Genomic DNA, 18,226 nt, shown 5'->3' on the forward strand with positions numbered 1-18,226 from the left:
GATCAAAAAAAATATCTATCCCAGAAATGTCCACATGAAGCAAAATTTCCGATGATGATTTTGGTGCGGGTTATTCGGGACTTAATTTGCTGGCGAACTACCTGCCCGATTATATCAAACTCGACCGAGAGCTGATTATTGATATTGATCGCCACGAACGCGTCAGGCCATTGTCCATGGCATACAACTGACCTGTAGGGAACTAAATATTGGCATTCTGACAGAAGGTGTGGAAACGCTGCATTAAAAACGGAACATTACTCAGTTTTTATGGTCTACACATTTGGTATTTTAATTTTTTGCTCAAAATATATAAGGAGGTTTTGATGGATCTTGAAAAACAGTCTGATGGCACTTTTCGACTGAGGATGAGCAAAGCCGAGGCTGACAAAGTGTCTGATGCCCTGCTTAAAAAAGCAGGGGATTTTAATCGCTCCACGCTTGATTTTGCCTATCTTTCTGCAGAAGCAGTGCTTTCCATGGATAATGAATTCCGTCAACCGAAGTCATTTTATCAAGGAGAATCTAATGCAGGTTAATATTGAAGATAAAATGGTTGTTGCCACAATGACCGCGCGAGAAGCGGGCAAGATTATGGAATCACTGGATAGCATGCCATCCTTACCGGCAGACCTGAAGCCTTTTCAGGAAGTTTTTAAAGGAATCAGCTTTCCAGACAAAAGAAGGGGAGAAGTCCGGCATGAATGGGGCGATCCTCTTGATTTGGACCCAGATATCGGCCCAGCGTAACGAAAAGGCCGCCAAAGGGCTTCGCCTGCAACAACTGAAATAGGGTGATCATCCAGGTCATCCATAAATTATACTTATTGTTTACCGTAGTGCGTGTGCTTGGGTAGTTCATATACTACTCAGCACGTGCTGTGGCTATCTGTCCATCCCATCCAAAGTGATCTAATGGTACGGCCATACGCTCTTTCCCCACCTGTATGCTGAGCTACCAAGCAAAACCCAGTCGGACAAAATTGAACTACAGCCCTTTCGTATTTTCAAGGAACCATGAAATTCATGGTATCCCACTCCTTGCAAAATAATGGGTATGTGCTAATTGGGAAGGAAGACAGGGATGGACAAGGTGAACAGATGGCAACAGCACTAGGAAAAAAGGCGGCGGTGAAAGAGGCGAAGACCTACGACTTTGTCTGGGAAGCCACCCTGCCCGGTGCCAAAGACAAGAAAAAAGGCGAAATGAATGCCGCCAGTGCCAATGTGGTGCGGGTAGCTCTCCGCAGACAGGGACTGGTGCCGGTTTCAGTCCGCAAAGTACCCCAACCGTTGTTTGGTGAAAAAGGCGTCAAGGAAGCTCAACTGGTCGTCATGGTCCGCCAGCTTTCCACCATGATCAACGCCGGAGTTCCGCTGGTACAGGCTTTTGAACTGCTGATTAGCGCCACCCAGGGTGCAGCCATGAAAAAACTCCTTAAGGGTATCCTTAGGCATCTCAAGGAAGGTGAATCACTTTCGCAATCCATGGCGCATTTCCCCAAGTATTTTGATCGCCTGTTTGTGTCCTTGATTGCCGCCGGTGAACAGGGCGGTATTCTCGACACCATCCTGCTGCGTCTGGCCGAATACCGCGAAAAAACCCTGGCCCTCAACAAAAAGGTCAAGTCCGCCATGTTTTATCCAGCAGCCATCATTACCGTGATGCTGGTGGTGGTGGTGATTTTGATGATTTTTGTGATTCCGGTGTTTTCGCAACTTTTCAGCAGCTTTGGAGCCACCCTGCCCCTGCTCACCCAGATTGTCATCAATATTTCCAACTGGATGAAAAGTCACTGGTATATTGTCGTACTCCTGCCCATTGCCGCCGTGTGGTTATTCATTTATGCCTACAAGCGCAGCCTGCCCTTCAAAACCGTCATTGACCGGATTTCCCTGAAGATTCCAGTTCTTGGCGATATTTTGTTGAAAGGGGCCGTCGCCCGCTTTATGCGCACCCTGTCCACCATGCAGGCGGCGGGCGTGCCCATTCTGGAAGCGCTGGAAACCCTCTCGAAAGTTTCCGGCAATGTAATTATTGAAAACAGCGTATTACGGTCCCGCGATGACGTCGCCGCCGGTGGCCGCATCAGCACCCGCCTCAAAACCGATGGTGTCTTTCCCATCATGGCCACGCAAATGCTGTCTATCGGCGAAGAAACCGGCGCCATTGAAGTCATGTCCGGCAAGGTGGCGGACTTTTACGAAAACGACGTGGAAGAATCCGTCAATCGCCTTTCCACCCTCATGGAGCCCATGATCATGGTGGTGTTGGGCGTGATTGTCGGCACTCTGGTAGTCGCCATGTATATGCCGATCTTCAAGATGGGCGCGGTGGTGACGCATGGGGGGTGAGGGCTTGCCCGAAACCCTGCCCGAAGTTTGGGGTAAAGGCTTTACCTTGATAGAGCTGATGGTGATTATTGCCATCATGGCTGTTATCGCAGCCATTGCTATCCCTCAATACAATATCTGGATGGTGCGGGCGCGTATTCAGGGTGCATCAGGTCGCTTGCAGCAGGACATTACCTGGGCGGAAGGGTATGCCATCCGTAGTGGCTACCCGGTGCAGGTGTCCGTGAGCAGTGGTGGCACCACTGGTGGCTGCTCATGGAGCATTACCCCCGCAGCCAGCAATGTTCAGCAGCAGGTGCCGCAGATGTCTACAGCGGAATTTGCCAGCCGTTATCCCAATACGGTATGTAACACCATCACCGGTAGCTCTTTTAGCAGCTCTTTTAGCATCACGCCCACCGGCATGGTTTATGGCAGCAATAACACGATTACTGGGTCTGCCGTGACCTTTGGTAGTGCGGGCAAGAATGCCGCCACCTATGGTTACTGGCTGACCCTGCTCAGTGGTGCGGGCAATGTGCGCAACTGTGCTACCAGTGGCTCCAACAGTAGCGTGTGTAACTTGCAATGAAAACGAACATTATTGCTTCCCGGAAAAACTGCGCGATAAATCTTGCCCGAACAGTCCAGTCGGCACGTTTTGATCAAGGTTCCTGTCAGATCAGCCAAACCAGCCTGCAGCGTATATTGCCTTCCCCTCGCGAAGCTGCAACCTCCACTCAGGCAGGTTTAACCCTCATTGAAGCCATGGCTGCTCTGGCGATTTTTGCCATCGGTTCCTTAGGTATTTTAAGCCTGTTCCTCAGCAGTTTTGCCATGACCAATCAGAATCAGAATCTGACATCCGGCTATGAAATTGCCCAGAGTGCCATGGGTGTGCTCCGGGCCAATGGTGCGCAGGCTTTGAGTCTTAACGGAGCCACTGTCAGCGCCAGTCAGGCCAGCAATGCTTTATTGGACCCCGTTTCAGCGGTGATGAGTGCCTACGGGATGCCCCCACAAAGCCAGGTGAGCTTGGCACTTACATCGCTCAACAACAACGGTCTCTGCCCCTGCACGGCCACCGTATCCGTCACCTGGGATGGGGGCGCACAAACCTATACCACACAAAGCATAGTGGGCTACTGATATGAATAGACTTGCTTCCTCGCAACACTTCAATGTTGGATGCCATGAAAACGGCCTGACTTTGGTGGAGTTGCTGGTTTCTCTGGTTGTGGTGGGCTTACTGGCTACTGCAGTTTTCTCCTTTTTTCTGACGACCAGTCAAAGCGTGAGTCAGCAATCTGCCAGCGGCGAAATGTGGCAGCGCGGCCGCAATGCTTTGGCGATTATGAGACAGGCTATCGAGTCGGCGGGATATGGGTTGCCGAGTTACAGTCAGTGTCCGAATGGGGTGGTGGGCTACTCGAATACAGGGAATAAACCATTAACTATGACAGCCATCACGGCTTCTATTCAGAGTACCGGTTATACCTATGGAAATCCTTATACTTTTAGTACAGTGATCGGTGGTGGCAGTTTTGGGGGGGCGCCTGCAACCACAGTCGCCAGTATTCCCAGCCTGAATGCTAGTAGCCTTCAAGTGAATAACAGTGCCCCTTTGGAACCTGGAGATATGGCTTTAATTGTACCTGCATCCAGCGGTGGAACTTGTATTTTTGGTGAAATCACCACAGTAGGCGGCAGCGGTTCGTGTAAGGGAAACGGGAAAGGTGGAAACGGGGGTAACGGCACAATAACTATGAACTCGGGCGGGGCGTCCTGTGCAAAAATCAATACGAATCAAATTTTCTCACAATTAAGCAGCGCTACCGGATCCACAATATCAGCAGGCGATTTTACTGATGCTCCACTCTACGATCTAGGGAATAATGGATTCGTAGTTAATCAATTTCAGATTTTGGATACTCCGCCAGGCTCAACACAAGTAGGCACCCCAACACTTTACCTTACTCAATACACGACCAACTCTAGCAATGCTCCAAGTCCCCAAGCTTTGGCATCTGGTGTGGTGGATTTGCAAATTCAGTATGGTTTAGGTACGGACGGTGCTGTACAACAATGGGTCACCCCTAACCAATATACTCCCAGTACAACGCTGAGCATTGTGGCGGTACAATTAGCCATGCTGATCCGTTCTTCCCAATACCTTCCAAATAGTTTGAGTCCTGCTAGCTTTTCCATTTTGGGTAAAACATACACCGTACCTACCACTAATGGTCCAGGATGCTTACAAGGAAACTGCCAACATTATGAATATCATTTATTTCAGAGCGTAATCCCGGTCCGTAACGGTATTTGGCAGGGAGATTAATCATGGGAGATAATAAATTCAATAAAGCAGACCTTCATGATCAAGAAAAAACGATTTTACAATCGAAAATCAACCAACAGGAACAAGGAGCCATTCTGGTCATCGTACTGGTCCTGATTTTTGCGGTAACTTTGGCGCTTCTGGCCTATTTGTATCTGAATAAAAATAATAGCTTTATTGCCTCTAATCTGGCCGTACAAAATGCAGCGCAGGAGGCTACAGATCAGGGTCTGGAGCATGCGTCTGCCTGGCTAAACAATCAACCCACATGGCCAGAAATATCAGCAAATTCTGGAACCAATTTAGCACCAAGATTTTTTCTAAACATGCCAACCAGTGGATACTTAACGGCAAGTACTCAAAGTGTACCTATACAGGCCCCGAATAATCCAACTTACTGGACTTACTGTGTAAGCAGTAACACATGTCATTCCATTGGAACCATAAGCTATGGTCCTTTCAGTTATCAGGTGGAGTACGTGATATTTCCAACGGGCGGGATGTCCACCCAGCTCGGGGGTAATGATCAATCCCAAACCGGTACAGGCAACTCAATTCAGTCTCGATATTATATTGTTTTCGTCCATGCCATGAACAGCAACGGTGGCGGCCTGGGTGTGACAGTACAGGCAGTGATACGAAAGGTGATAGCCGGATGAATAAATCAATCAAAAAATCGATATCCATTCTTCTCGCCCTGGGGATGAATATTCTGCCCATGCAAGGCTTCATACCTTATGCCCAGGCAGCTGCTAATGGTATTAACATCCCTTCTGGGGAACAACCGCAAATCCTGATTATTCTGGATAACTCTCAGGGAATGGCGGGGGTTATCAAGGGAGTTGACGGGCTTTCGGGTGCCATCATGAGTGGCTCCGGGACTGTGGCTGAAGACGTGAGTTCCAGTTCTCCGGTCTATTATCCGGTAGGAACGGATGGCTTTATCCCGCCTGCAACTGCAACAACAGCAGTTGCCCCCGGTACAAGCGTGCAGTATTCCGTACCCTGTAATTCAAGTTTGCTTACTACATTGGGTCAAACTGCTTGTTCTTCCTTTGGCGCTGGAACATCCTCCAAAGCCTACGTAGACAACTCGGAATCGATGTTTAATATGTCTGAAAATGCTATCCGCTACATACTTGGTCAACCCACCTATGCCAATAATATTCAGTTTGGACTAGAGACCTACTCCACACACTCAATATCTCTATACAATACCTGGGTATATTATATGAGTGCTTCTGACGGCTTTAGTTTTGGCACTAGTCCAACTCCGCCAAAAGGATTGCAGACGGTAGCTAATCCGTGCTATGGGTCTGTATCTAATGGTTCTTTCACAAACTATTCCTGCGGAGATATCTATAGTTATTATCAAACTTACGGTGCTATGAAGAATCTAAACACTTCTAATCTTTACAACGATCCGTATTTGTATGTTAAAGATACATCCGATAATCCTATTATTAACGATGTCCTCTATGCCACTGCCAACCAATGGGGTACTGGCGCTACAAACAATGTGGGTTCCGAACCCAATACTCCTTCCAATTACAATCTGGATGGTTATGAGTCTAAACAAATACAAGGTTCATATAACCAGTACACCAATGGACTAGCCAGTGGCAGCAGTCCAACAAGTGCGGGTTATATACCGACTTCCCAGCAGGTTTGGAACTCTCAGCGTGGATATGGTTTTGATTCCAGTACTAGTGGTAGCAATGGGAATCTGGTAGTGGCCATAACGAAAAGCAACGCGGGGAATAATGAAAACATAAATAATAGAATTGTTCCTGAAGTATTAAGTCAAAATATTTCTTATAATAGCGACCCCATCACGGCTTCCGCAGGTTATGCTCCTGTAGCTGGAGCGTTCCAAACTGCATTGAATTATTTTCAAGGCAAATCCCGTCAAGCATCTTCACCGCCCACCACCTGTGGTAAAAAATATGTGATTTTTATCACTTTTGGTCAACCCACCAAAGGCACTGGCGGTAAAGTTTATCCGCCATTGGGCAGCGCAGCAGCATCTATATTTGACGTAACATCAATAACCGCATCTATGGTCAGCGCCACCACGCCCAGTAACAATGGATTGCAGACCAACAATAATGCTGTGATTGAAGCCGTGAACGCAATTGGTCAATTAGCCCAAAATGACGTTAAAACCTATGTTATTGGCGTTGGCTCAGCCGTCAATCCCAGCATTTCTGGTACCACGAAAAAACAACAAGCAGAGGCGCAACAGGGGCAATACGTACTGCAGGCCATGGCCAACGCCGGTGGCACTAACACGCTTTATACGGCGACATCATCCAGCCATTTGCAATCCGCTCTGAACACCATTGTCGCGAACATTCTAGGTAAAAGTGTTGTCTCCTCATACGCTGCGCCACCGAGTGTCACGGTAGGCTCGCTGGAATTTCTTTTGAAGAATGTCAACCCGGTGACAGGCCAAGGTGATTTATACGCCTATCCGGTCACCAGCAACGGTAGTGTCAGCAGCACTGCCAGTTGGGATGCTAATTCAAATATGACTGCGGCAACACGTTCTACAGTTTTGTACACAACGCCAATTGGTAACACCACCACCAATGGTGGAAGTGCTCTAACCTTTCCTGCAGTGGCGTCTACAGATTCTGCAGCGTTTGGCACACTCCCTTCCAATCTAACAGCGAGCGACATTGCCCAGTACACCATCAATCCATCCTATGATAACGGAACATACCTGGGTGGGAGAGATTCAGGGTGGTATGTAGGCCTTCCCAGTTCAGCGCCTGCGGAAGTATTGACTGCTCCCAACAATGCTAGCTTGCTGAATAACGCGGGGTATCTCAGCTTTGCCTCCGGTCATGCCAATCGTCAGAACGCCGTGCTGTTCTCAGATAATGATGGATTTCTATATGCACTAGGATATCAAAATATCGCCACTAGCAGCAGTTCTACTCCTACCGGACCCACGCTGCTCTGGGGGTGGATGCCGGGTGCCTTGTTACCCTCTTTACAAAATTATCCTTCATTCTGGCAAGGCAACAATATGGATAACTTTGCGAGTATTGACGCTTATGACAATTCCGACAGTAAGTGGCATACCTATGTAGTAGGTGTAGCAGGTAACGGAAGCATCTACTATGACCTACAGCTCACCGGGACCAGCGCCCCCGATCTGGGAAACGTTGTTGCTCAATATAATTATTCCGGCTATTCACAACCCGTAGCAAGTGCCCCTGTTTTCTATCAGGTTAATTCGCCCGGTGCCAGTAATTTCGGCCAAACCTGGGCGCTGTTTGCTATTAATAACAGTTCAGGGAGCAATCTGGGCATTCTCAACGTGAGCAGCGGAGCTTTCCAACTAGATCCGTTACCAATCAGCGATACAGCTACGCCTTATATTGACAGCAATGGCAATCTCTTTCTGGGAGATGGTAGTGGTAATGTCTATGAGATGACGGCGGCGAATCTCATCAAGGTGTTAAACAAGCCATCCAATTATTCCATACCTTCTGGGGACTTTACATCAATCGGTAATTATACCACGAACTGGCCCAGTGGCCTCAATACAAACGTACAGTTCATTGGTGGAACATTTTACCAAGGGAAAAATTATCTGCGCGTTCAGGGTCCAAGTGGAATCACCATGTTCAATAATTCCACCGGAAACTGGTCACCGGTATGGACCACTTATTCTGGGGGTGCTGGTGAATGGAGCGGGAGTAGCGCTAGTAGTTACACTTCGAATACCACCATTACACCTTTACCCTCTGGGTCAACGATTACTGATCAGGCATTAATTAACAATGGCAACGTTATAGTACCTGTTACCGTCCCACCATCAAGCACAGATACCTGCGGTGTCAATACAGCGGCTTATTATATTTATTCATTAGTTAATGGAATTTTTCCTTCCAGCGCTTATGTTTCAACTGGCGGAACCCTGATTACTCTAGACGCTCAAGGAGGATATGTCATTGGTCAAGGCAATGCGTTAACGCCCTCGGTAACTGTGTTTAATGGCAGCTTACTTCTTCAGGGTGCGGCCAGTAAAAACACCACGGGAGGCACTTCAGGGTTCGCCTCGGCGATAGGTGCGAGCTTGCCACTAGGAGGTCCGACTGCCTGGCGTCTGGTTTTACAACATTGAACATGCGGGGAAACAGACAGCCAAACACTAGCGAGCAGATTATGCCGTATTCAAGTTTAGTCAGTATAGTAGCTGGAATAAAGGTACCTGGTGGTTGTCATGTCGTCAGATGAATCAGAGGGTAGTGTCGAACTTACATTTCGGCATTCATAATGCTTCGCGTTCATCACTATGATGCTCTATAACCAGCTCCATCTTTCAATTCTTGAAGGCCAATTATGCCAGGATGCGAACGGCCTGCGAATTGCCGTTTGTGAAAATTTTCGTGATCACTATGACTACCCTACGATAGAGGAGAATCTTCTCAGGTCAAGATAGTTCGAGGCGACGCTCAATACGTCCGATGCGCTCAGCCAGCTTGTTCAGCGTGATCTGCTGTCTGGCATCAGTTTCCTCACTCAGATTGATCCCTCGCTTCACCAGTGTCATAGCTTGATCCAGGCCAGACATACGATGTTTCAGGTCGCCCATATCATGAGCGATTTGATCCACACGCCCCCTATATGACGTTCGCCGTACCTCGCGCGGCTCGAACTGGAAAAGTTGCTCGCCGATGCGTGGGTTGGTCAGCAGAATGGTCGAGAGCTTGTTCACCGGAGCCAGAAATTCATACAAGCGCGCCAAATCGGAAAGCGCCTTGCTGGTCCACTTCAGCTCCATCAACGCGGCATCGGCAGCGGCTGGTCAGTGCTAAGGCTCTCCGCCCACGCTTGCACGGCCTGGTGATCGATGACGCGGCCGGCGTCTACGTCAGCCAGCGCTACTAGGGTCAGTCTGTCGCGCTCCTCTTCCTGGGCGATCCAGGCGGAAAGCGCCTGCTTTACGATCCAGCCGCGCGAACGCTCAAGTCGTGAAGCCATCTGATCTACCTTGTCTGCCAACGGAAGCGGTACGTGTGCGGTCAGCACTTTGGTTGCTGCGGTCATGTTGCACCTCCTTGATGTCCATCGGGCACGAGCCTTTCTGATGTGGTTTGATTTTTTTCAAATCATAGTGATTAGTTTTGAATCAGTCAAAGTTTCGAGAACCAGCGTTACCGCTGAGAAATACTGAAAAACATAGAGGTACATAAACCCTGTCATCTGCTTATAGTCGATCTATCGCCGTAACCTCGAATTGTGCAAACACATCCATAAAATAGTATCCAAATAAACCAATAGTAGATATTATAGTATTTATTATGGATATTTTGCCTAACAAAAAGCTGCAGCGGACTGAGCCGGCTCATGGTCAATCCCGCCGCATGGAGTCCTCTCTGCGGAGCCTTGCCGAGCGGCTGAAACGCGCCCGTAAGCGCCGTGGATGGTCACAAATCGAAATGGCCAGATTACTGCAGGTGAGCATTGTTACCTACCGCAAAATGGAAAAGGCGGACCCGGGGACCGCCATTGGCACCTGGGTGGCGGTTTTGTCTTTGCTGGGGATGCTGGGGGACCTTGATAACCTGCTGTTGTATGACCGTGACTACCAGGGGGCGGCCCTCGAACAAAGCCTGCATACCCGCCGTCGATCCAGAAGTGTTTCACCCGATGATCTGGCGGATAGCCTATGAGCCGCACGGATAATGCGCCGTTGTTCTATGTGTACGTCTGCCCGGATGCGACACAAAGGTATCTGGCAGGCATTTTGACTTACCACGAAAGCGCGGCGATCAGCACCTTTCAGTATGTGCGCAGTTATCGTGAACGCGACGATTTGCCGCCCATCGCCCCTATGCCTGCATGGCGGAAAGACGGCCCGCCTATATTGACCCAAACAATGAACCGGGGACTACCGGGACCGATTCGGGATGCCTTGCCGGATTACTGGGGCACGCTGGTTTATGCCAAAAATCTGGGTATCGCAGTAGAGTCCGTGCAATTCTCGGACTTATTGCAGGCGGATGTTCAGGATCGCCCCGGATTTCTGGCGTTTTCCAGAGACCTGGAAAGCGCTCCGGTGATCCCCGCGCCCGTGAATAGGACCGATGACGTGCCGGATCTGTCTGCGATTGTGCAGGCCGTCGAATCTCTGGAGCAGGAAGGCCCATCATCCTATCCCCTGCAGCCGTTGGCGGATTTTCTGGTACAAAGAACCAGTATGGGGGGCGCTCGCCCGAAACTCTCGGTTTACCACCAGGGGCAAATGTGGCTGGCCAAGCTGCCCGCCTATCGGGATAGTTATGACGTAGGTCTCCTGGAGCAGGCCACCATGATACTGGCCCGCCGCGCTGGAATCACAACGCCGAATACCGAACTGTATCCACTCCAGGATGGTCGCCATGTGTTTCTGTCGCAACGCTTTGACCGGGTCGGCACCCCAGAAAACAGGCGGCACCTGGCCATGGTCAGTGGCCTGTCTCTTTTGAATTTCGATGAAAGCGAAAACCGGCTAGGCAGTTATCCTGACCTGGCCAACCATCTGAGGATGTTCGGGGACCTGTCTGGAGCGACGGAGCTTTTCAGGAGAATGATCTTCAACTGGCTGGTCCGAAATACAGATGACCATCTGCGTAATCATGCGGTAATTCTGGGCGTGGACGGCACCTGGCAATTATCACCGGCATATGACATCAACCCAACGCATAGTCGCCCCGGTCTGCATACCCAATTCGACTTATCCATCGCTCTCGGTAAAGAAGGGCGTCAGGCCACTTTGCAAAACGCGCTGTCCATGGTGGAGGCCTTTGGTCTGGATAGGTCGGAAGCGACACATATTGTCCACAAGTGCTGTGAAGCGCTGCAAGGTTGGCGTGCGGTTTTGCAGGACCTGGGATTTTCACAGAAAGACATCAACTTTTGGGAGCACAGTTTTTCAGACCATAGTAAAAACGTTCTTTCTTCCAATTCTTGAAGGCCAGTTCCGCCGGGATGCGGACGGCCTGCGAATTGCCATTTCTGAAAATTTTCGTGATCACTTGGTCCCCCCTCCCCCATTTTACCTATGCCCGGTTCTATTCCGGCCCGTTTGGGTAGCAATGTAAATACATGGATGTACATGAGCCCTGTCACCCGCTTACAGTCGCCTGGACGAGTAGCGTCATTTGTACTAACATGACACCCAACGTACACCACAAGGACGGTTGCAATGCTGACCACAAACACTACGACGCGCTCGGCCCGCCTTGGACTGCGCGCAACACCGGCTCAGGAAACTGTACTGCGTCGCGCCGCCGAGGTCGCCCATAAATCACTGACTGATTTCATTCTCGATGCCGCTTACCAGGCTGCCGAGCAGACCCTGCTCGACCAGCGCCTGTTCATGGTGACCGGCAGTCAGTATCAAGCGATTCTGGAAATGCTCGATCGGCCAGAATCTGACAACCCCGGATTGGCCGATCTGTTCTCCCGAGCCCCGGTGTGGGCCAAAAAATGAGCTTGTCCGCGCCGCAGCCACTCGATGCGCAACATCGGCTGGAAGATTTTGACTGCGGTAAATCCGGTCTCACCGACTGGCTGTTGCGTCACGCCCGCCAGGCGCAAGGTAGCGGCTCGGCGAGAACCTTCGTGGTTTGTGATAAAACTCGTGTTGTCGGTTATTTCAGCCTGACGGTGGGCCAAATCGATACACTCGATGCACCTGAACGCATTCGTCGGGGAATGGGACAGTACCCGATTCCGCTAGTTATTCTTGCATGCCTTGCCGTGGATCTCGATTATCAAAAACAAGGTATCGGCTTTAGTCTTTTGCAAGATGCTATCCATCGGGCGCTTGCAATTGCCGAGCATGCGGGCATCCGGGCTTTGCTGACGCACCCCCTTGACGCCGATGCTGATGCATTCTATCGCCGTTTCGGATTCGAACCGACGCCAGACGACGACCGGCAACTCATCCTGCTTTTGAAGGACGCGCGGCGCTTCGCTGGATAAGATATCGGACAGGCCAGCCCCGCCTGGCGTTTCTTGCTGAACCATTCAGCATAATGGTTTTGTTCTGTATCCATGTCCGCGCCTCAATTATCCACCCAGTTTTCCATAGTCAGACCGGGGAACATACGAAAATCGGCCTCCAGCTTGTAGGGTTGCTCATGGCAGGCAATAAAACCATAGCGCTTGTAGAATCGCACTGCATCTGCATTTTTGGCATCTACAAATATACCTGCACTGCCTACTGACAATGCGGCATTGCGAGAGCGGGTGACGGCATCAGCCAGCAACAAACGTCCAAGCCCCTACCCTTGCCGATTGGAATGAACAGCCAGCCTCCCCAGTCGGGTAACAGGGATCTGGCGCGGGTAGCGTCTGGCTAATTCGGGAGCGAGATCAGTGGACAAAACAAAGGCAGAGGTAAAAGCAAAGTAACCGAAAATACTGGTCTCCCCAATATCTACATAACCTGCTGAATGGTAACTTTCTATCTCCTCAGCGTCTGATGCCATGGCAACAAATGTTCGCGATATCCCCTTTGCTTGATGCTGCAACGCTGTTTGCCGAAGCCAAAAGTTCAGGACCTCGACACCACAATCAAAGCTCTTTCGGTCGTGGATGCCAGTTAAAGCCTGTATCTTCATCGTCTCGCTTGGCTTCTCTATAGTGTTGCAGTGCTGCCTTCAATTGAGCATTGGGTGGTGGCGGATTTTCCAACGCCTGAATAAAGGTCTCTGTGTCTTGGGCAGATAAACGCATGACCCGCTCTTGTTCGATGATCCGCTCGGCTTCACGCAGGGATGACTGGACCATGAATTGATTGATGGTCGCACCAACCATCGGAGCCGCTCTGATTTCTGAAAGTTCGTCGGGGAATGGGACAGCACGCGACCCTTCGCTGGATCATAGACACATATCCGGTTATGATTATTCAACGTGATCGACATACTCAAAGAAATCTTCCTCGATTTTCAAGATATGGATCTGCCTACCGGCATAGTCAGGCAGGTTTCTGTCTCACATATGCCCGGTAAGGCTATCGTTTGCATTGGTGTGCGGCGCAGAGGTAAATCGACTTTTATGTTTCAGCTTATGAAGAAATTGCAGGATACGGGGGTTGACCGGCAGAACATCCTTTACCTGAATTTTTTCGATGATCGCCTGCACAACCTTCAACACGACAAATTGGCGGTGATTCTGGAGGCTTATTTTTCGCTCTATTGGAAAACCTGGTGTTTACCGTGTTGCGAAGGCTAACGCCGGATATTTATTATTACAAAACCAGGATGGGCCGGGAGGTGGATTTTATCACCGGTCGGACAGGCCAGTCCCGCATGCTTGTTCAGGTGTGCGAATCAATGGCCGATCCGCACACCCGTAAACGGGAAACCACTGCACTGGCCGAAGCCATGTCCGAACTTCAACAAGCCCAAGGCATTATCGTAACGCGTAACGAGGAAGAACAACTTCCCGTCTTTTCAGGTAAAATTGACGTAGTCCCCGCTTGGCGTTTCCTGCTGAACCATTCAGCATAATGGTTTTGTTCTTCGGGGAAGTGTGTTGAGAGAATGGGCGCATCATTGCATCCGATGCCGGAACAGCCATGCAGCGGCCGCCATGGAGCACAGGGCGATAATGGCCAGGGGCCAGTACTGGGGCCAGAGCATGGGGATGTTGTCCCCTTCCAGAAAAACGCCGCGCACAATCACCAGAAAATAGCGCATGGGATTGAGATAGGTCAGGTATTGCACCGCTTCGGGCATATTGGCGATGGGGGTGGCGAAACCCGAAAGAATGATGGCCGGCACCAGAAAAATGAACACGCCCAGCAGGCCCTGCTGCTGAGTGACCGACAGGGAAGAAATCATCAGGCCGATACCGACTGCAGCCATCAGGAACAGAGCCAAACCGAGGATAAGGGCAAGGATACTGCCGACGAAGGGCACCTGAAACCAGAACACCGCCACCAGCACAATAAACAGTCCTTCCAGCGCACCGATCACAAAACCGGGTATGGCCTTACCCAGCAAAATTTCCACGGGACGCATGGGCGTCACCAGCAATTGATCAAAGGTCCCTTGTTCCCGCTCCCGGGCTACGGACAAACCGGTGACCAGCAGGGTCACCACCAACACCAGCAGTGCCACAATACCCGGCACGATAAACCAGCGCGACAGCAGATTGGGGTTAAACCACGAACGCACTACCAGTTGCGCCGGCGGTCTTCCCCAGTGGTGTTCCTGCGCCCAGCGTACATCGAAGTGCATCAACACCGTATTGACATAATTCAGGGCCAGGGTGGCCGTATTGGAGTTGCGGCCATTGATGATCACCTGCAAGGGCGTGGGATGATGCATGAGCAAATCGCGGGTAAAGTGCGGGCCGATATTCAGGACGAGCAAGACTTTTTCATTATTGATGAGCGGAGCAATTTGTCCTTCGTTTTCAATGGTTGCAACCTGCTTAAAGGCTGTGGATCCTTGAAACTCACCCAATAATTGCCGGGAGGCAAAGCCGCTGTCCTGGTTATAAACCGCATAGGGAATATGGCTCAGGTCGTAGGTAGCGGCATATCCAAACACCAGCAGCTGGATAATCGGCGGTCCGATCAGTACAAAACGGCTTTTTTTATCGCGCAGGAGCGCAAGAAATTCCTTGATCACCAAGGCCCATATGCGTGCCAGCATCAGTCTAACCTCTTGCGCGAACGTCGCCAGGTAACCCCCAGAAAAAACAGGGCCATTAACAGCAAAGCCAGACTATTCCAGAGGATGATGGACCACACATCACCGACAAGAAACACCGTCTGCAGGATGCTGACAAAGTAACGGGCGGCAACAATGTGGGTCACCAGGCGGATAGGCGCAGGCATCGACTGGATGTCAAAAATGAAGCCGGACAGAATGAAGGCCGGTAAAAAGGTGACAATGATGGCAATCTGCCCGGCCACAAACTGGTTGCGGGCCGCACTGGAAATCAGCAGACCCATACCCAGCGCCGCCAACAGAAAAAGTGCTGAACAGACCAGCAGCACCCAGAAACTCCCCACCAGGGGGACAGCAAACAGCCAGACGGCCAGTGCCACCGACAACAGCAGACCACCCATACCCATGATGAAATAAGGTATTAACTTACCGAGCAGAATCTCGGCCATGGTGACCGGCGTAGCCATCAAAGCTTCCATGGTTCCACGTTCCCATTCCCGCGCCACCACCAGCGCGGTCAGCAAGGCGCCAATGAGTGTCATGATGACGGCAATCAGGCCGGGAACCAGAAAATCGCGACTGCGCAAGGCCGGATTGAACCAGATGCGTGGTTCGGCATTGATGGGGATAATCAGCGGCTTGCCCGCATTGAGGGCACGCTGCTGCAGCCAGTTTTGCCAGACACCCTGCATATAGCCTTCCATAATGCGGGCATTATTGGCATCCACTCCGTTGACCAGCACTCCAATGGATGCCGTTCTGCCCTGAATGACCTGGCGACTGAAATCAGCACGCAGCCAGACAATTCCGTCAGCCTTGCGGTCCATGACTGCCTCCCGGGCCTGATGCAGACTGCCGTATATTTCCGGCATGAAATACGGTGAATGTTGTAGCCCACCCACAAATGCGCTGGTTTCTGCGGTGGGTTGGTCCACGACAACGGCAATGGGGATATGACGGGCATCCAGCGAGACACCGTAGCCAAATAAAAACAGCAGGAATACCGGCAGGACAAAAGCAATGGCTATGGCCGAGGGGTCGCGCAAAATCTGGATGAACTCCTTACGAATCAGGCCGCGCAGACGCTGCAGATTCATGAGGATCTCCGGATTTGACTTTCGTGATGCTCAATCAGGAGGATGAATGCGTCTTCCATGCTGGGGTCAGGATGTTCTTCGCTGCGGGCCTGGGCGCGTACCTGTTCGGGACTGCCCTGGGCCAGCACTTCGCCGAGCGACATCAGGACCAGGTTGTCGCAATATTCGGCCTCATCCATGAAGTGGGTGGTAATCATCACCGTCACCCCGGCTTCTGCCAGTGCGTTGACCCGCTTCCAGAATTCCCGCCGGGCCAGAGGATCGACGCCGGAAGTGGGCTCGTCCAGAAAGAGAATGGGGGGCTCGTGCAACAAGGCGCAAGCCAGGGCCAGGCGTTGCTTGATGCCCAGGGGAAGCTCGTCGACATTGACGTCGCGATAGTCTTGCAACTGGAACTCCCGCCGCGCCCAATCCAGTCGCTGCCGTCGCGCAGCCCCGCGCAAGCCATAGGCTGACGAGAAAAAGGCCAGGTTCTGGTCACAACTGAGATTGCCGTAAAGAGAAAACTTCTGGGAGACATACCCGATGCGGGCCCGCGCCTGGGCACTGGCGTGGCGCATGTCCACCCCGGCCACACGCAAGGTGCCCGATGAGGCAGGGAGCAGACCGCAAAGCATGCGGAAAGTCGTGCTTTTCCCGGCACCATTGGCCCCTAACAGGCCAAATATCTGCCCTTTCTGAACGCTGAAGCTATTCCCCTTGACGGCTTCGAAATGCCCGAAAAACTTGCAGAGATCGTGCACTTCAATGACTGTTTCCGCTATGGATTTCGCCTTGGGTGGCACCGGAGAAGTCGGCTGCGCTGGCTCTGCCGCTACCGTATTGCTGGTCACCGGCGAATCAGACGTGGACGTTGCAGCACCCAGCAAATCCACAAAAGCATCCTCAAAGGCCGGAGCCACTGCTTGCCAGTTCTCCCCTGCCCGTGTTTCGGGCTGGGTCGTGGTCCGGCAAAGCACCCGCACGCCATTGGCAAGAATACGCGCATCCTGAATACCCGGACGGGCTTGCAGGGTTTCGCGGAGATGTCGCTTGCTGGCCGTTTGCTGGCTCACCAGAAAACAGCGGCCTTGAAGCGGCGCACTGAATGCCGCCGGCGTGTTCTTTTTAAGCAATTTACCCTGATGTAACAGAATGATTTCGTCGCAGCGTTCGGCCTCATCAAAATAGGCCGTACTCATCAACACGGTCAGGCCTTTTTCGCGCAAGCCCTGAATGATTTCCCAGAGTTCACGGCGGGCAATGGGATCCACGCCCACGGTCGGTTCATCCAGCAGCAACAATTGCGGCGCACGTAACAGGGCACAGGCCAGACCCAGCTTCTGTTTCATTCCGCCGGACAGGGCTCCGGAAGGCCTGGCGCCAAAAGGACCCAGCGCCGTCAGCTTGAGCAACTCCTGCTGGCGACTCCGCACCGCCTCGCGACTCAAACCTTGTAAATCGGCAAAAAGATCCAGGTTTTCCTGTACGCTGAGTTCTTCATACAGACCAAAACGCTGGGGCATGTAGCCAATGTGTTTCTGAATCGTGCTGGCCTGACTGCGGGTGTCAGCACCCAATACACGCACGGTGCCACTATCGGGTAAAAGCAGACCCGCTGCTAAACGCATCAGGGTCGTTTTGCCCGCACCGTCCGGCCCCAGCAGCCCGGTGATACTGCCTGCCTGCAAAGTTATCTCCAGATGATCCAGTGCCTGCACCCGCTCCTTGCCACGGGCAAAGCTTTTGCTGACATCAGCAAAATGCAGGGGCGTAACCGCTTCGCTCAC

Annotated in this window: 22 protein-coding genes and 1 pseudogene; 16 read left to right on the forward strand and 7 right to left on the reverse strand. The window is 51.4% G+C overall.

The features are described 5' to 3' along the window. Positions 1–44: 44 nt before the first annotated feature. The 9 genes from GCD22_RS18960 (at position 45) to GCD22_RS09580 (ending at position 8,810) form a co-directional block, all read left to right on the forward strand. On the forward strand, positions 45–191 hold the full coding sequence (locus tag GCD22_RS18960) for an EAL domain-containing protein (protein ID WP_455570172.1): 147 nt from the start codon (positions 45–47) through the stop codon (positions 189–191). 135 nt (positions 192–326) lie between these two features. Beyond that, complete coding sequence (locus GCD22_RS09545) at positions 327–539, forward strand: hypothetical protein (RefSeq protein ID WP_031573343.1); 213 nt, start codon at positions 327–329, stop codon at positions 537–539. Continuing rightward, a complete protein-coding gene (locus GCD22_RS09550) occupies positions 529–750 on the forward strand; it encodes a hypothetical protein (RefSeq protein ID WP_031573345.1) in 222 nt (73 codons plus the stop codon). The genes GCD22_RS09545 and GCD22_RS09550 overlap by 11 nt, the downstream gene beginning before the upstream one ends. A 351-nt stretch (positions 751–1,101) precedes the next feature. Beyond that, positions 1,102–2,355, forward strand: a complete 1,254-nt coding sequence (locus tag GCD22_RS09555; RefSeq protein WP_031573348.1) for a type II secretion system F family protein — start codon at positions 1,102–1,104, stop codon at positions 2,353–2,355. Next, on the forward strand, positions 2,345–2,926 hold the full coding sequence (locus tag GCD22_RS09560; RefSeq protein ID WP_031573350.1) for a pilus assembly FimT family protein: 582 nt from the start codon (positions 2,345–2,347) through the stop codon (positions 2,924–2,926). Before GCD22_RS09555 ends, GCD22_RS09560 begins: the two co-directional genes overlap by 11 nt. After that, positions 2,923–3,483 carry a type IV pilus modification PilV family protein gene (locus GCD22_RS09565; protein ID WP_080707841.1) on the forward strand — a complete coding sequence of 187 codons (561 nt, stop codon included), beginning with the start codon at positions 2,923–2,925 and terminating at the stop codon, positions 3,481–3,483. Before GCD22_RS09560 ends, GCD22_RS09565 begins: the two co-directional genes overlap by 4 nt. Position 3,484: 1 nt before the next feature. Further along, positions 3,485–4,672 (forward strand): PilW family protein, encoded by a 1,188-nt coding sequence (locus tag GCD22_RS09570; protein ID WP_051690664.1) that lies wholly within the window; start codon positions 3,485–3,487, stop codon positions 4,670–4,672. 2 nt (positions 4,673–4,674) lie between these two features. Then, on the forward strand, positions 4,675–5,331 hold the full coding sequence (locus GCD22_RS09575) for a hypothetical protein (RefSeq protein WP_051690665.1): 657 nt from the start codon (positions 4,675–4,677) through the stop codon (positions 5,329–5,331). Continuing rightward, a complete protein-coding gene (locus GCD22_RS09580) occupies positions 5,328–8,810 on the forward strand; it encodes a pilus assembly protein (RefSeq protein ID WP_031573362.1) in 3,483 nt (1,160 codons plus the stop codon). The genes GCD22_RS09575 and GCD22_RS09580 overlap by 4 nt, the downstream gene beginning before the upstream one ends. A 309-nt stretch (positions 8,811–9,119) precedes the next feature. Here GCD22_RS09580 and GCD22_RS18515 read toward each other — a convergent pair whose 3' ends face one another. Next, on the reverse strand, positions 9,120–9,470 hold the full coding sequence (locus tag GCD22_RS18515) for a hypothetical protein (protein WP_226856129.1): 351 nt from the start codon (positions 9,468–9,470) through the stop codon (positions 9,120–9,122). Then, on the reverse strand, positions 9,470–9,736 hold the full coding sequence (locus tag GCD22_RS09590; RefSeq protein ID WP_031573366.1) for a CopG family ribbon-helix-helix protein: 267 nt from the start codon (positions 9,734–9,736) through the stop codon (positions 9,470–9,472). Before GCD22_RS09590 ends, GCD22_RS18515 begins: the two co-directional genes overlap by 1 nt. 254 nt (positions 9,737–9,990) lie before the next feature. On the opposite strand from GCD22_RS09590, the gene GCD22_RS09595 reads away from it, so the two are divergent. From GCD22_RS09595 to GCD22_RS09615, 4 genes are all read left to right on the forward strand, one after another. Beyond that, positions 9,991–10,362 carry a helix-turn-helix domain-containing protein gene (locus GCD22_RS09595; protein WP_051690666.1) on the forward strand — a complete coding sequence of 124 codons (372 nt, stop codon included), beginning with the start codon at positions 9,991–9,993 and terminating at the stop codon, positions 10,360–10,362. Continuing rightward, positions 10,359–11,642 carry a type II toxin-antitoxin system HipA family toxin gene (locus tag GCD22_RS09600; RefSeq protein ID WP_031573371.1) on the forward strand — a complete coding sequence of 428 codons (1,284 nt, stop codon included), beginning with the start codon at positions 10,359–10,361 and terminating at the stop codon, positions 11,640–11,642. The genes GCD22_RS09595 and GCD22_RS09600 overlap by 4 nt, the downstream gene beginning before the upstream one ends. A 234-nt stretch (positions 11,643–11,876) precedes the next feature. After that, positions 11,877–12,164: a type II toxin-antitoxin system TacA family antitoxin gene (locus GCD22_RS09610; RefSeq protein ID WP_010638966.1), complete on the forward strand. Its 288-nt coding sequence runs from the start codon at positions 11,877–11,879 to the stop codon at positions 12,162–12,164. Then, positions 12,161–12,658 carry a GNAT family N-acetyltransferase gene (locus GCD22_RS09615; protein ID WP_081577381.1) on the forward strand — a complete coding sequence of 166 codons (498 nt, stop codon included), beginning with the start codon at positions 12,161–12,163 and terminating at the stop codon, positions 12,656–12,658. Before GCD22_RS09610 ends, GCD22_RS09615 begins: the two co-directional genes overlap by 4 nt. Before the next feature lie 83 nt (positions 12,659–12,741). Here GCD22_RS09615 and GCD22_RS09620 read toward each other — a convergent pair whose 3' ends face one another. Continuing rightward, complete coding sequence (locus tag GCD22_RS09620) at positions 12,742–12,948, reverse strand: N-acetyltransferase (protein WP_051690667.1); 207 nt, start codon at positions 12,946–12,948, stop codon at positions 12,742–12,744. 304 nt (positions 12,949–13,252) lie between these two features. Next, a complete protein-coding gene (locus GCD22_RS09625) occupies positions 13,253–13,495 on the reverse strand; it encodes a type II toxin-antitoxin system TacA family antitoxin (protein ID WP_080707843.1) in 243 nt (80 codons plus the stop codon). A gap of 96 nt (positions 13,496–13,591) precedes the next feature. Between GCD22_RS09625 and GCD22_RS18190 the strand changes: the two genes are divergently transcribed. The 3 genes and pseudogenes from GCD22_RS18190 (at position 13,592) to GCD22_RS18520 (ending at position 14,190) form a co-directional block, all read left to right on the forward strand. Next, positions 13,592–13,912 carry an AAA family ATPase gene (locus tag GCD22_RS18190; RefSeq protein ID WP_031573377.1) on the forward strand — a complete coding sequence of 107 codons (321 nt, stop codon included), beginning with the start codon at positions 13,592–13,594 and terminating at the stop codon, positions 13,910–13,912. After that, positions 13,897–13,947 (forward strand): annotated as a pseudogene (locus GCD22_RS18965) (hypothetical protein); the annotation flags it as partial. The gene GCD22_RS18190 and the pseudogene GCD22_RS18965, both read left to right, overlap by 16 nt. Positions 13,948–14,013: 66 nt before the next feature. Next, a complete protein-coding gene (locus GCD22_RS18520; RefSeq protein ID WP_226856128.1) occupies positions 14,014–14,190 on the forward strand; it encodes a hypothetical protein in 177 nt (58 codons plus the stop codon). A gap of 42 nt (positions 14,191–14,232) precedes the next feature. On the opposite strand, the gene GCD22_RS09635 is transcribed toward GCD22_RS18520, so the two are convergent. The 3 genes from GCD22_RS09635 to GCD22_RS09645 are packed head-to-tail and all read right to left on the reverse strand — an operon-like array spanning position 14,233 to position 18,226. Beyond that, a complete protein-coding gene (locus GCD22_RS09635) occupies positions 14,233–15,342 on the reverse strand; it encodes an ABC transporter permease (RefSeq protein WP_031573383.1) in 1,110 nt (369 codons plus the stop codon). Continuing rightward, positions 15,342–16,457: an ABC transporter permease gene (locus GCD22_RS09640; RefSeq protein WP_031573385.1), complete on the reverse strand. Its 1,116-nt coding sequence runs from the start codon at positions 16,455–16,457 to the stop codon at positions 15,342–15,344. The genes GCD22_RS09635 and GCD22_RS09640 overlap by 1 nt, the downstream gene beginning before the upstream one ends. Further along, positions 16,454–18,226, reverse strand: coding sequence for an ATP-binding cassette domain-containing protein (locus GCD22_RS09645; RefSeq protein WP_081577382.1), 1,773 nt, complete (start codon positions 18,224–18,226; stop codon positions 16,454–16,456). Before GCD22_RS09645 ends, GCD22_RS09640 begins: the two co-directional genes overlap by 4 nt.

Source organism: Acidithiobacillus thiooxidans ATCC 19377 (assembly GCF_009662475.1).
Classification (GTDB): Bacteria; Pseudomonadota; Gammaproteobacteria; order Acidithiobacillales; family Acidithiobacillaceae; genus Acidithiobacillus; species Acidithiobacillus thiooxidans.